Origin of the sequence: Ensifer sp. Root127 (assembly GCF_001425225.1) — a bacterium.
GTDB classification, from domain to species: domain Bacteria; phylum Pseudomonadota; class Alphaproteobacteria; order Rhizobiales; family Rhizobiaceae; genus Ensifer; species Ensifer canadensis.
Genome location: NZ_LMDX01000003.1, coordinates 1 through 12829 on the forward strand (window position 1 = coordinate 1; position 12829 = coordinate 12829).

A 12829-nucleotide genomic window follows, 5' to 3' on the forward strand; every position below is an offset into this window, starting at 1 on the left:
CAGGCCCATGCCTTCCCAGACGCGCTTGGCAACGCGCTCGACGACCTCGTCGCTGACGGCGCCGTGGTCCTTGTGCCCCCACCACAGAAGCACATCGGTCTTGGCCAGCCGCTCCTCGCTCAGGCCGTGTTCCGGTTCCTGCAGCGTCGCCGTCGTTGCCTCGATCGAAACGTCCGTGTTCAGTGCTGCCGCGATGGTGTTGTGCATCCCGTTCGGATAGATGCTCCTGACGACCTCGTTGGTCTGCTCATGGATGTTCTCGCCCCATACGACTGTTTTGATAGGCACGGTCATTCTCCCTGCGTGTTCGCCCGTCACGGGCATGTCGTCTTACGATTGATCGGGTCGCCATGAATTGGCGACCCCGAAGCTTAAGGCCGTCTCAGTGTTCACCAGGGCTTGTCAGGCGGCCCCTCTCATGGGCGCACGGCCCAGGGCCAGCCCCGACGCATCAAAGCGGTGAATGTTGTCACCGACCGGCGAGATCTGTACGATCTCTCCCGGTTGGTGAAGCGAGGTGCCACCTTCCCGGACGATGACCGGTTCGGCGGAGCCGATATCGAGATAGATGTAGCTGTCGGACCCCAGCATCTCGGAATGCACCACCGTCCCGGACCATTTGCCGTCACCCGCCCTGATTTCCAGATGCTCGGCCCGGATGCCGATCGTGTGGGCGTCGTAGGGAGCAGCAAGAGCGCCCGAGAGGAAGTTCATCTTCGGCGAGCCGATAAAGCCGGCGACGAACACAGAATTCGGGCTCTCGTAGAGTTCGAGCGGCGTGCCGATCTGTTCGACCACGCCATCCCGTAGCACGCAAATGCGATCTGCCAATGTCATCGCCTCGACCTGATCATGCGTGACATAGACCATCGTCGTCTTGTGCATACTGCGATGCAGCTTGGCGATCTCGATCCGGGTCGCGACCCGAAGTGCCGCATCGAGATTGGAGAGCGGCTCGTCGAACAGGAAGACCTTGGGGTCGCGTACGATCGCGCGGCCGATCGCGACGCGCTGCCGCTGGCCACCGGAGAGCTGCCGGGGCAGTCGCTTGAGATAGGGGGTGAGCTGCAGCATCTCCGCCGCCGCTTCCACCCTCTTTTTGCAACTCTCCTTGTCCTTGCCCGCAAGCTGCATGCCGAAAGACATGTTCTCGAAGACCGTCATATGCGGGTAAAGCGCGTAGGACTGGAACACCATCGCAATGCCGCGCTTCGACGGCGTCAACTGGTTGACCACCTGCCCGTCGAAGGAAAGCGTGCCGGACGTGATTTCCTCGAGCCCGGCAATCAAGCGCAGCAGCGTGGACTTGCCGCAGCCGGAGGGTCCGACGAAGACCATGAACTCGCCGGCCCGGATATCCATGCTGACGCCCTTGATCACCTCGAAGGCGCCGAAGGACTTGCGCACGTTGCGCAATTGAAGCTCTGCCATGTTTTTCTCCCCTATCCTTTGACGCCGCCGGCCGTGAGCCCGGAAATGATCCGCCGCTGAAAGATCAAAACGAGGATCACCAGCGGCACGGTGACGATGATCGATGCGGCCATGATGTTGCCCCACGGAATTTCGTACTGGCTGTTGCCCGAAAGAAGCGCGATCGCGACCGGCACGGTGCGCTGGCTGTCTGAAGACGTGAAGGTCAGCGCAAACAGGAACTCGTTCCAGGCGGCGATGAAGGCGAGCAGGCCCGTCGTCACCAGCGCCGGCCACATCAGCGGCATGAACACCCGGGTGATGATCACCCAGGGTGTGGCGCCATCGACGATCGCCGCTTCCTCGATCTCGACCGGCAGATCCCGCATGAAGGTGGTGAGCACCCAGACCGTGAAGGGCAGCGTGAAGATCATGTAGGAAAAGATCAGCGCCAGCGGCGTGTTGAAAAGCCCGACCGAGCGGATGAGTTCGAACAGACCGGCAAGCACGGCGATCTGCGGAAACATCGACACCGACAGGATCGTTAGAAGCAAAAGCCCGCGTCCGCGAAACCGCACCCGTGCCAGCGCATAGGCAGCGGTGACCGCGAGCAGCAGCGACACCGCGACGACGACGGTTGCGACCAGCAGGGAGTTGGCGAGGTTGCGCAGGAAGCCACTGCTCGAGACGATCCCTGCGTAGTTCTCGAAGGAGATCTCAGTCGGCCAGTAATCGACCCGAAAGAGCGCGGTTCCGGATTTAAAGCTCGTCAGGACCGCGTAATAGAACGGGAAGACGGCCATGATGATAATGGCGGCGACGAGGGCATAGAACGCCGTGCGTCTGGTAAGAGTGGCGATCATCAGCGCTCTCCTCCTTCGAGATTGACCCGGCCGAACCACATGTAGGCGACGGTGATCGCCGCAATGATCAGGAACAGCATCGTCGAGGCGGTGGCGCCATAGGCGAACTTGTCGAAGTCGAACAGGTTTTCGCGCGCCAGTACCGACATGGTCTTGGTCTGCGCATTGTTGGGCGTCAGCACATAGATGAGATCGAAGATGCGCAGCGCATCGAGCATGCGGAAGATCACGGCGACCATCAGAGCGGGCCGGATCAGGGGCAGCGTCAGCCGCCAGAAGACCTTGACGGGATGAACCCCGTCGATTTTGGCCGCCTCGTAGATATCCGACGGCACCATCTGCAGCCCGGCGAGGATCAGCAGCGCCATGAACGGTGTCGTCTTCCAGACGTCGACGATCAAAACCGCGACCATCGCGGTCTCCGGATTGGCCGTCCAGGCGATCTTCTGGCTGATCAAACCAAGGCCGAGCAGCAGGTCGTTGAGAATACCGAACTGGTCGTTGAGCATCCACGCCCACATCTTGGCGGAAACGATCGTCGGAATGGCCCAGGGGATCAGGATCGCCGCCCGCACCAGCCCGCGCCCCGGGAAATGGGCGTTCAGCACCAGCGCCACAACCAGTCCCAACACCGTCTCAATGGTGACGGATATCGCCGAGAATTTCAGCGTGGTCCAGACGGCGTTCCACCAGGCGGGATCGGCAAGCAGGCCGTTATAGACCGTGCGCCCGCTCTTCAGCGTGATCCAGCTCAGATAGTTCTTGAAACCGACGAACTCGGCGCCATCAAGGTTGGTCAGCGACGCATTGGTGAAGCTGAAATAGATGGTGCGCAGCAGCGGCCAGCCCGCGACCAACGCCAACACCAGCAAGGTCGGCGCGAGAAAGACCCAGGCGGAACGAATGCGCTGGGCGTTGAGGTCGGAGCCGATTCTGGCACCACTCTCGAGTGTTCCAGGAGGCTCTGCTAGGGAAAGGTCGGTCATGTCTATACTCACCCTTGCCATTCGGCGCACGGCCGAGCGGTTGGCCTGAGAGGAACGGCGCCGCCAAGGCAATTCCGGGAAAAGTGTGAAACTGTTCTCTGTCCGGAATTTCCTGTAATCCAGCGCGCCGGAGTGGCTCAGTGGAGCGAGGGAAGGCCCTGAAGCACTTCCCTCGCCCCGGGAGGATTACCAGCTGTCGCCCTTCATCTCCGTGAGTTCGACTTCGAGCAGTTCCAGGTTTTCTGCCGCCGTGCCGTTGCCGGACAGCGTGTTGTGAACGGCATTCCAGAACTTGGCGGAAACCTCATTGTATTTGACCTTGGTGACCGCCGACGGCCGCGGCACGGCACTTTCGAAGATCGGCTTCCAAGCCGGCATGAACGGCTGTGCCTTGGCAATCTCCGCATCGTCGTAAAGAGCAGCAACCGTCGGAAGGTTCGAGAGCTGGATGGCCCGCTGCTTCTGCACCTCAGGGGATGCGAGGAACTTGACGAGAGAAATCGCCGCTTCCTGTTCGTCAGAATATTTAGAGACGGCAAGGTTCCAGCCACCGAGCGTGGAGGACGGTTGATCGCCATCAGTCGCCGTCGGCAGCGGCGTGACGGCGAACTTGCCCTTCACCGCGCTGTCGTCACCATTGCCGAGCGCGTAGGCATAGGGCCAGTTGCGCATGAAAACGGCGTTGCCGGTCTGCCAGACACCGCGCGATTCCTCTTCCTGATAGGCAAGCGCGCCTTGCGGCGAAATCGTGCCGATCCATCCCTTGATGCGGTCGATGGCTGCCGCCGCCTTCTCGTTGTTGATCGAGATTGTGCCGTCCGGCTCGACGATCTGGCCGCCACCTGAAGATTTGACCCATTCGAGCGCATTGCAGGTCAATCCTTCATAGGCGTTGCCCTGGAAGACGTAGCCCCAGAGGTCTGGCTGGCCGGCGGTGCGTTCCTTCTCCTGGATTTCCTTGGCGGTCGCCGCCAGTTCGTCCCAGGTCTTCGGCGGCGCCTTGCCGTATTTTTCCAAGAGGTCCTTGCGATAGTAGAGCGCCGGCGCATCGGTAAAGGCCGGCAGGGCCACCAGGCGGCCGTTGACGGTCTGCGAGGCAATGATCGACGGGAAGTGCTGACCGACGACATCCTTGGTCGCTTCCGTCAAGTCGACGAACTGGTCGGCGAGCTGCGGCGCCCAGACGACGTCGGTCTGGTAGACGTCGACGTCCTTGTTTCCGGCGGCAAGCCACAGACGGTACTGGCTGAACTGCTCGCTGCTCGACGGCGGCATGGTGACCAGGCTCACCTTGTGGCCGGTTTGCTTCTCGAAGACGTCGAGTTGCTCGCGGATGAAATTGACGTTCTTCCCGGTCGTGTTGGCCGCCAGCGAAAGCTCGGCGGCTACGACGACATCGGCTGCGGCGATGGCCGTGCAAAAACTCAAGGCGCTGAGAATGGCTCTCATGTCGGTTGACTCCTCCTGGTTCCCCTATGCCGCTCGAAAACTCCTCAGTAATTCGAAAGCGGTTTGGTTGGAAAAAGCTGCCAGAAGCAGAAAAATCTGTCAACCCTTTCGAGAAACCCCCTGCAAATACGTGGGTACTCAGAATTTTATTATTATGATTCAATATATTGCCGAGTGCATGATCGTTTATGATGGAGACAAGCGGCAAATATGGATTTACGCATGCTCGGTCAAAATTTAAAACGCTTTGGTTATTTGCTCGCGAGGAGATGCATGTGGGAACGCGCCGACAATTGGATTGTTACCGGCGGTGAAGGCGTATATTCCTGCAGGATAATGAGGGCTGAGGATACGAGTATCGCATGAAGCTAAGGGAGTTCGCGCAACAACTGGGCCTTTCGCCGACGACAGTCAGCCGTGCTCTGAGCGGCTATCCCGAGGTCAGCGAGAAAACGCGAACAAGGGTGGCCGAGGAAGCCGCCCGCCTCGGCTATCGTCCGAACATCAATGCTGTACGGCTCGTCACCGGGCGCGCCGGCGCCATCGGCGTCGTCATGGGGCGGTCCGGCGAATTCCACTTCTCCGAGTTCATGAGTGGCATGGCGGAGAGATTGGGAACCCAGGACATCGACATCCTGGTCAGCCCAATGGACGAGAAAGCCACCAAGGGCGAGATCCAACTCTACAGCCGGCTGGCCGTAAGCGGCCGGGTGGACGCCGTGATTGTGCATTCGCCGGAACCGAATGATGAACGCATCACCTTGCTGCACAGGCTCGGCATGCCCTTCCTGGTCCATGGCCGTTCCGAAACCGACGTGCCCCATGCCTGGCTCGATATCGACAATGAGGGCGCCATTCACCGTGCAACATCACATCTGCTCGATCTCGGGCACAGACGCATCGCGATGATCAATGGGCGCGAGGGCCGAACGTTCTCGCTTCATCGCGACAAGGGATACAGAGATGCATTGCAACAGCGAGGCATCCCGTTTGACCCGCGTCTCGTCGCCCACGGCAACTTTACCGACGAGCTTGGCTTCCGCTTCGCACGTTCCTTCCTCGAGCAGACCCCCCGCCCGACGGCGTTCGTCGCCGGCTCAATGATGACGGCACTTGGGGTATACCGGGCAGCGCGCTCCATCGGGCTCGAAATCGGACGCGATATCTCCGTGATCGCCCATGACGACGTCTTTCCCTATCTGACACCCGAGACCATGGTCCCCTCGCTCTCCGCCACTCGTTCGTCCATGCGCGCCGCCGGCGCGCGCACCGCCGATCTCGTGCTGCAACTGCTCGCCGGCAGACCCGCATCCGAGATCCACGAACTCTGGCCGGTCGAGCTTATTCTTCGTGAATCGACCACGCCCCTCCGCCAAAGCTAACAAGGAACGCTGGCCATCGGCTGCTACAGGCCGGGCTTCGGCAGCTTCTTCGAAGGCTACATCTTGCAATCTTCGGCTATCCCTCCGCGGTTCGACCAGGCAAGAAGGCCGCCGCCCAAACAACCATTCGCAAACCTGGGACCAGGACCTCCAAGGCTCAGTCTCGTCCCTGCGCCAGACGGCAGTTATGCCTCCTTTCTTGCCGAGCTCCGAGCGCTCCGCAACAAACGATCACCGTAATACAGACTGTCCCACCGCCCCTTAAGCCACCTCAACATAACAATGCCGGCGCTGCCCTCATAGCCAAAAGCGGGTGGTCTTAGGGGTCGCTCGCATGCCGTCGTGCGCATAGAGACGACCGGGGGCTTCCGGGTGACGAAGGAAGTGGAGTTCCTTGCCGGCCGCGGCGTAGGAATGGGGCGAAAATTGTTCGAGGCACTCGGGGACCGGGTTGGCGGCGTTTGCGGCCTTGACGCCGAACCAGTTCAGAGCGTCCTGCGGGGAATAAGCCTCCGCGACGAGGAGGGCACCGCTCGGCTGAAGGGCCACGGTCAGCGTGATACCCCTCACCTTCCTGAGCTCGAAATTGCGGTTGGGAAGATCCAGCGTCGATTCCGGCGCAAAGCCGATGCCAAGACCGGCCGCGGATTGTCAACAAATACGTTATAAATAGTACTCAGCATTGTCGACAATTACGTTGACAAACGCTGTCTGTGTGCGATGGTCCGGGTTAGCAGGCACGAGCTAGGGAGGAGCAGTGTTGATGCAAGGTCCTTGGAAGACCGTCGCGACAGCGTATCCGCTGGGCTTTTTGCGAGTGGCGCACACCCAACACGCTCCGCTGAGCCGATCGGCGTGCATCTTCTCACTCTATCCCCATTCCGCATCGAACGTTCCTCAACCACGTCGATGGTGTTTGCGCTGGCTATCGACTGGCAGCTTATCGACAACAAGATTTGGCGTTTCAAGCTACGCAAGGTGGCGAGTTTGGCAACGATACGGATTTCAACGCTGACAACTTGATTACCTTGCTGGCTAAGGAGCTCGACCGCCAAAGCGTCTGGCGATCGAAACGGGGGCGCTCGGGTCAAGCACGCGTTGCTCATGTTCCCGCTGTAGCGGCAGCCGGTGGCCTCGGGCGATGACCGTCAAGATTGAGCAGATCGTGTCCGCGCCGACAACAAGCCGCGCCACTGGCTGACCCGGCGATCCGACGTATCGGCTGCGAGCCGTCCGTGCCTTTTACGAAAAAGATTCCCGTCAAAGGGATAGGTGACCTCAACCAGGGAGAACTGCAGAATGCTCAAGAAACTGACCCTCGCGGCCGTCATGTCGGCTGCGCTTTCCGCGGCTGGTCACGCGGAAACGCTCAAATGGGGCGCCTCGCGCGACATCTATTCGCTCGACCCTTATTCTTATGGCGACAGCTACACGCTGTCTTTTCTCAATCACGTCTATGAGGGGCTTGTCCGCTTTGACGCCGAACTGAAGATCGAGCCGGCGCTGGCGATATCCTGGGAGACCGTATCGGATACGGTCTGGCGGTTCCATCTGCGCGAGGGCGTGAAGTTCCATGATGGCGCCGACTTCACCGCGGACGACGTGATTGCCTCTCTTACTCGGGTCAGCGATCCGGTGTCCCCGCTCCGCGGCAACCTTCCGGCCTACAAGTCGGCGAAGAAGGTCGACGACCACACTGTCGATATCGAACTGGTCGGACCCTCCCCGCTGCTGCTGAACGACCTGACGAATATCCACATTTTCGACGCTACCTGGCTCACCGACAACAACTCGCTGAAGCCAACGGATGTCGGCAAAAGGATCGAAGGCTACGCCACCTACCACGCCAACGGCACTGGTCCGTTTGAGCTCGAGAGCCGCGCGCCCGACAGCAAAACCGTTCTTGTCAAGAACGCCGAGTGGTGGGACGCGTCGCAGTCCAACATCGATCGCATCGAGTTCACACCGATCATCTCGGCAGCGACGCGAGTAGCCGCGCTGTTGTCGGGCGAGATCAACTTCACCGAGAATGCGCCTGCACAGGATATCCCGCGCCTTGTCGCGCAGCCGGACCTGAAGGTCATGGAGCGCACCGACCTGCGCACCATCATGGTCGGTTTCAACCGCAAACCGAACCTGGCCAACGGCGTCGACAACAAGTTCAACGACCTGCGTGTCCGCCAGGCTGTCGCCCATGCGCTGGACAAGGACCTCATTCAGAAGCGGGTCATGCGCGGCAAGTCGAGGATCGCGGGGACGATCATTGCGCCTGAGATTCCCGGGTATGCCGAAGCACTGGACATGGTGGTGCCGTTCGATCCCGAATTGTCAAAAAAGCTGCTCGCCGAAGCCGGCGCCAGCGATCTCCCCTTCACCCTCGTCTGCACGAACGAGGCCTATATCAACGAGGAGGAGCTTTGCCAGAGTATCGTCAACATGCTGAGCCGCGCCGGTTTCAAGCCGCAGCTCGACATAGGCCCGACGGCTGCACAGGCGCCCAAGCGCACGGGGGGGCTATCTGATGTCTACCTCATCGGCTGGGCGAACGAGCCGATGCTCGACAGCTACTCGATCCTGCTCCAGATGATCGAGACGAGGAGCGACAAGGCGGGCGTTTTCAACTGGGGTGGCTGGAGCTATCCAGATATTGATAGGCTGATCATCCAGGCATCGACCGAAATGGATCGAACGAAGCGGCTCGAATTGCAGACCAAGGCACTCCAGATGGTCAAGGACGAAATGATCATGTTGCCGTTGCACCAGCAGCCAATGGCCTGGGCGATGAGCAATGAGATCGACCGGGTCGCTCAGCTGGCGGACAACAAGCCGCGCCACTGGCTGACTCATTTCGCCGAGTAACCGCCGTGAGGAGCTGGAACGACAGGCGTTCCAGCTCCTGCCCAACTTGCGTTTTCAGCGCGTCCCAATCGCGGTCGTGGCGTCGCCAGCCTATTTCGAGCGGCATCCGCTTCCACAAACCCCGTATGGATCGTACGGCGGCTTCTGCCTTGAGCCCACTTCAGAATGTAAAACGTTAGGCAGATGTACGCGACAGGATTAAATGGCAAGATGAACGGCATTTTCACCAAGCTCTGTGCTCCCGATCACACCGCCGAGATACTGCCCATTTCCGAGGGCCTTCACGTCTTTACGGACGGCTCGTATGAACCGACCTCTGCCAAAGGCGGATGGGCATTCGTCGTCTATCGCAATGGCGCGGAAATAGCATCCGAGTTTGGCGGCGCCCGACCTTCCGCCGACAACACAATGGAGTTGACCGCGCTCTTCAAGGCAGCGCTGTGGGTCAACGGCAATGCCTCAGGCGAACGCACAATCGTCTGGTCCGATTCCGTTTACGCGGTAAATGGCTGCAACAGCTGGCGCCAGATCTGGAAGAACAACGGCTGGAAAAAGATTGTCCCTAATGCGAAGGCCAGAAGCCGGACAATAGCCAATGCCGAGCTTTGGATGGCGATCGATCTTCAGCTGTCTCGCAATCCCCAACTGGCTATCGCGTGGTGCAAGGGCCATTCCGGGCTCGTTGGCAACGAGCGTGCGGATACCCTTGCGGGACTTGCGCGCCAATCTGCCCGGTGCAGCGACCGTTGAAACCGTCAGTGTCTTTCGCCAATTCGGCGATGCCAATGACGGCATTGCCAGGACGGCCAGAGCGTTTCCGCGAAACGCTCTAACGCCATGTTTTACCCATTTCCGGACGGAAAACCGTTCGCGCTTTTCCTGGAAATCCTCTAATGGCAGGCTTCCGGTGTGTGGGTCATCACAGCAGCCACGGCAGCAGTTGATCTCGTCGAGGACAGATGCACGAGCGTAATCCCCAGCTCGAGAAGAAGTTCGGCAGATTTGAGATCCTGCGTTCCGAGGTTGTCGGCATATCCGCGGATCGTACCTGCAACACACTTCGAGTTGGCGGCAAAACGGGCGTCGCCCAGGTCTTCGGCCTCTTCGGCGACAGCATCGAGCGCACCGGCGACCGTTTCGAGCATGCAGCACCGTTCGCGCATGCTCATGTCTTCAAGCGTTTTTGGGATCCCGACCATGTTATCTCCTTCGCGCCCGGCAGGATGAGCCGCGGCGCTGGTATCACGTTCGAATTCTGGTGTTGCACCTCATATGGAAATCGCAGCGGCTATAAGCAAATCATGCCGGCCATGCGGCTGCTGCATGGCACGCGCAGCAATTCAAAGTGCTACAGCGACCTTTGCGCGTCTAATAAGACGCGCGGCGCTGTGGGGCTGCAGCGGTGTGTGCCACCGCGCGTCAGGTTCCGCCAGGTTTCATCATCACGTGCGTGTGGTATGACGTCTCACGGCCCCAACGTTTTGGGGTCAATCATCAGATTGGGATGCGGTAGCCGGCGAAGCAGAGACATGTTTGAATTGAGTGCTCATTTTACGCTGCGCGTGTTGGATCAGGCCGAAGACATCGGCAGCAGACCAGCCACGTCATCTTTGACCCTGGTTGAGTTTGAGTGAGCAACACCCTCTTGAAGTCCTGGTTGTTCGGCGTGGCGTTGTGGCTCGCTGCGGTCTCGGCATTTGCGCTCTATTCCGTCGAAACGTCGCGGCAGCGGCTGACCGATGAACTGGCGGTGACGGGCCGGACCCTGCACCGCTTGATATCCCAGCGTGCCGCGCAGCACGACGCCCACATGACCAGCTTGATCGCATTAACCGGCGACACGGACCCCACACGATTGGACGCCACCCGGCAGGTGATGGAAAGTGTTGCGCGCTTCTATCCGCGCATCGCCTGGCTCGCGCTTGTTTCGCTCGATGACAAGGTCGGACAGCAAGGCGCCGCAACGGCACAAAGTGGCGGCGCACCTAAACTGTTGCTCGAAGTCCCCTCCGGCGGGGGCGAAGATCTTTCCCCGTTGCGCGACGCAATCACGCGACAACAGCGCGGCAAGGTCGGGGCCTATGTCGGCAGTAGTGGCCGGTATCTGCTGGCCAAGCGGGCACAGGCGCCTTCGAACACCGCGCTGGTGATTTCCATCGACGCGCGCCATCTGCTGGAGCAGGAGGAACAACCGCGATGGGCGCACGTCAGGCTTACGCTCAACGAGCAGCTGTTGCTCGACCTGCCGGCCGAGGATGCCGTCAGTGGCAACACATCTTTCGTCGCCCCCGCCCATTTCGAATCGACGATCGACAGTGAGAGCCAACGGATCTCGCTGTCACTCGACCGGCCGATGCCGACTGAGGCGCTCCTGCCTTTGAGACCGTTGATCGGCTTTGCGGCAATGGCCGGACTGGCGTCTTTCGCGCTGGTGTTCGCATTGCGCCAGCGCGCCGCCGTCCAGAAATCCCAGAAGTCGACGCGAGAGGCCGAAGCCCGAGCGCTCTTGCAGGAGCGGCAGGCGCTGCTTGCTCATGCTTCGCGTGTCAACGCCATGGGCGAACTGGCGTCAGGCATAGCGCATGAACTGACGCAGCCCTTGACGGCGATGCTCAGCCGCAGCCAGGCAGCGCTCAGATTGGCCGGCACGGACAAGCCCGATATCGGGCTGATCTCGGAGGCACTTGAAGTCAATGTCCGCGAGGCGAAGCGTGCGGGCGAGATGTTGCGGCGGATGCGCGACTATGCCTCCAACCGTACACCGGAGCCTATCACCAGCGCGATCAACGGTATCGTTGCCGAAATCGCGGCCCTCACCGGCTCCGATCTTCAGCGACGCGGCATCCAGCTTAGCCTCGACCTGACGAAGGAGCCGCTTGCGGCCGACGTCGACCCGATTGAGCTGGAGCAGGTTCTGCACAATCTGATCCGCAACGCGGCCGACGCGCTGGAGGGCGCAGGGACCAAAGACGCGCAGGTCGAAATCGAGACACGAGCCATTGGCGACGAGGTAAAGATCATCGTGCGTGATAATGGACCGGGGATCGCCGCAAATGCTTTTCCCAAGCTGTTTCAACCGTTTTTTACGACCAAGCCCGATGGCATGGGCCTGGGGCTCTCGCTGTGTTCGACCCTGATCGAGCGCGTCGACGGCCGAATAGAAGCGGAAATTGCTGCAGGTGGCGGGGCGTGGTTTACGATTACGCTGCCACGTGCGCAGGAACAGGAGCCGCAGTGAGCAAATACCGGGTCTATCTGATCGACGACGATGAGGCGGTACGGACAGCGATCGCCTTTCTGCTCAGCACCTATGGCATCAATGTCGAAACATTTGGCGATCCCCAGACTTTCCTGACGCATATCGATGAGGAGAAGCCGGGATGCCTTATCGTCGATCTGCGCATGCCCTTGGTTTCGGGGCTGCAACTGCACGCGAAACTGGCCGCGCGCGGCATTGATTGGCCGACGATCATGATCACCGGCCATGGCGACGTCGCAGCCTGTCGACGGGCGTTCAAGGCGGGTATCCAGGATTTCCTGACCAAACCGGTGGACGGCGAGGTGTTGGTGGAGGCGCTGCAGCAGGCGTTCGCCAGCTTCGATGCACGGCTCGAAAAGCGCGAGGCACGACTGCAGCTCGCACGGCTGACCGAACGCGAGCGCGAGGTTCTCGATATGGTCGCCTTGGGTTGGGCAAGCAAGGAGATTGCGGCAGCGCTCAACATATCGGCACGAACCATCGATGCGCACCGGGCGAAGATAGCCGAGAAGCTTGGCACCAGTTCGGTGGCCGAGTTCGTGCGGCTAACGCTCGCGGATAAGGGACCGGCATAGGTTGTCCTACCTATGCCAGGTGGTGCCATCGCGGATTCTGCAGGCG

The 12829-nt window shown here is 60.3% G+C and carries 13 protein-coding genes; 6 read left to right on the top strand and 7 right to left on the bottom strand.

Features of this window, described 5'->3' with window-relative positions; translation table 11 throughout:
- The 5 genes from ASD03_RS07720 to ASD03_RS07740 all read right to left on the bottom strand — a co-directional run.
- On the bottom strand, positions 1–294 hold a 294-nt coding region (locus ASD03_RS07720), incomplete at its 3' end, for a ThuA domain-containing protein (RefSeq protein ID WP_348523267.1).
- A gap of 108 nt (positions 295–402) precedes the next feature.
- Complete coding sequence (locus ASD03_RS07725) at positions 403–1431, bottom strand: ABC transporter ATP-binding protein (protein WP_057212620.1); 1029 nt, start codon at positions 1429–1431, stop codon at positions 403–405.
- 11 nt (positions 1432–1442) lie between these two features.
- Positions 1443–2273 carry a carbohydrate ABC transporter permease gene (locus ASD03_RS07730; RefSeq protein WP_025429604.1) on the bottom strand — a complete coding sequence of 277 codons (831 nt, stop codon included), beginning with the start codon at positions 2271–2273 and terminating at the stop codon, positions 1443–1445.
- Entirely contained in the window at positions 2273–3259 is a 987-nt protein-coding gene (locus tag ASD03_RS07735) for a sugar ABC transporter permease (RefSeq protein WP_057212622.1), read from the bottom strand. The genes ASD03_RS07730 and ASD03_RS07735 overlap by 1 nt, the downstream gene beginning before the upstream one ends.
- Before the next feature lie 186 nt (positions 3260–3445).
- Complete coding sequence (locus tag ASD03_RS07740; protein ID WP_057212624.1) at positions 3446–4708, bottom strand: ABC transporter substrate-binding protein; 1263 nt, start codon at positions 4706–4708, stop codon at positions 3446–3448.
- 362 nt (positions 4709–5070) lie between these two features.
- Here ASD03_RS07740 and ASD03_RS07750 point away from each other — a divergent pair, with 362 nt between their 5' ends.
- Positions 5071–6090, top strand: coding sequence for a substrate-binding domain-containing protein (locus ASD03_RS07750; RefSeq protein WP_025429608.1), 1020 nt, complete (start codon positions 5071–5073; stop codon positions 6088–6090).
- Between the two features lie 297 nt (positions 6091–6387).
- On the opposite strand, the gene ASD03_RS37380 is transcribed toward ASD03_RS07750, so the two are convergent.
- Positions 6388–6660, bottom strand: coding sequence for a hypothetical protein (locus ASD03_RS37380; protein WP_082557276.1), 273 nt, complete (start codon positions 6658–6660; stop codon positions 6388–6390).
- 204 nt (positions 6661–6864) lie between these two features.
- Here ASD03_RS37380 and ASD03_RS38710 point away from each other — a divergent pair, with 204 nt between their 5' ends.
- The 3 genes from ASD03_RS38710 to ASD03_RS07765 all read left to right on the top strand — a co-directional run bounded on the left by ASD03_RS38710 (position 6865) and on the right by ASD03_RS07765 (position 9699).
- The gene (locus tag ASD03_RS38710) at positions 6865–7113 is read left to right on the top strand and encodes a hypothetical protein (RefSeq protein ID WP_156407903.1); all 249 of its coding nucleotides are present in this window, start codon (positions 6865–6867) and stop codon (positions 7111–7113) included.
- A 276-nt stretch (positions 7114–7389) separates the two neighbouring features.
- Complete coding sequence (locus ASD03_RS07760) at positions 7390–8949, top strand: ABC transporter substrate-binding protein (protein ID WP_057212630.1); 1560 nt, start codon at positions 7390–7392, stop codon at positions 8947–8949.
- Between the two features lie 210 nt (positions 8950–9159).
- Complete coding sequence (locus ASD03_RS07765; protein WP_057212632.1) at positions 9160–9699, top strand: ribonuclease H; 540 nt, start codon at positions 9160–9162, stop codon at positions 9697–9699.
- A gap of 140 nt (positions 9700–9839) precedes the next feature.
- Here ASD03_RS07765 and ASD03_RS07770 read toward each other — a convergent pair whose 3' ends face one another.
- Positions 9840–10148 carry a hypothetical protein gene (locus ASD03_RS07770; RefSeq protein ID WP_025429610.1) on the bottom strand — a complete coding sequence of 103 codons (309 nt, stop codon included), beginning with the start codon at positions 10146–10148 and terminating at the stop codon, positions 9840–9842.
- A gap of 431 nt (positions 10149–10579) precedes the next feature.
- On the opposite strand from ASD03_RS07770, the gene ASD03_RS07775 reads away from it, so the two are divergent.
- Positions 10580–12187 carry an ATP-binding protein gene (locus tag ASD03_RS07775; protein ID WP_156407904.1) on the top strand — a complete coding sequence of 536 codons (1608 nt, stop codon included), beginning with the start codon at positions 10580–10582 and terminating at the stop codon, positions 12185–12187.
- A complete protein-coding gene (locus tag ASD03_RS07780) occupies positions 12184–12783 on the top strand; it encodes a response regulator (protein WP_025429612.1) in 600 nt (199 codons plus the stop codon). The genes ASD03_RS07775 and ASD03_RS07780 overlap by 4 nt, the downstream gene beginning before the upstream one ends.
- Positions 12784–12829: the final 46 nt, after the last annotated feature.

Coding starts and splice junctions, on each gene's coding strand:
- ASD03_RS07725 (WP_057212620.1), bottom strand. CDS start 1,431: ATGGCAGAGCTTCAATTGCGCAACGTGCGCAAGTCCTTCGGCGCCTTC.
- ASD03_RS07730 (WP_025429604.1), bottom strand. CDS start 2,273: ATGATCGCCACTCTTACCAGACGCACGGCGTTCTATGCCCTCGTCGCC.
- ASD03_RS07735 (WP_057212622.1), bottom strand. CDS start 3,259: ATGACCGACCTTTCCCTAGCAGAGCCTCCTGGAACACTCGAGAGTGGT.
- ASD03_RS07740 (WP_057212624.1), bottom strand. CDS start 4,708: ATGAGAGCCATTCTCAGCGCCTTGAGTTTTTGCACGGCCATCGCCGCA.
- ASD03_RS07750 (WP_025429608.1), top strand. CDS start 5,071: ATGAAGCTAAGGGAGTTCGCGCAACAACTGGGCCTTTCGCCGACGACA.
- ASD03_RS07760 (WP_057212630.1), top strand. CDS start 7,390: ATGCTCAAGAAACTGACCCTCGCGGCCGTCATGTCGGCTGCGCTTTCC.
- ASD03_RS07765 (WP_057212632.1), top strand. CDS start 9,160: ATGAACGGCATTTTCACCAAGCTCTGTGCTCCCGATCACACCGCCGAG.
- ASD03_RS07770 (WP_025429610.1), bottom strand. CDS start 10,148: ATGGTCGGGATCCCAAAAACGCTTGAAGACATGAGCATGCGCGAACGG.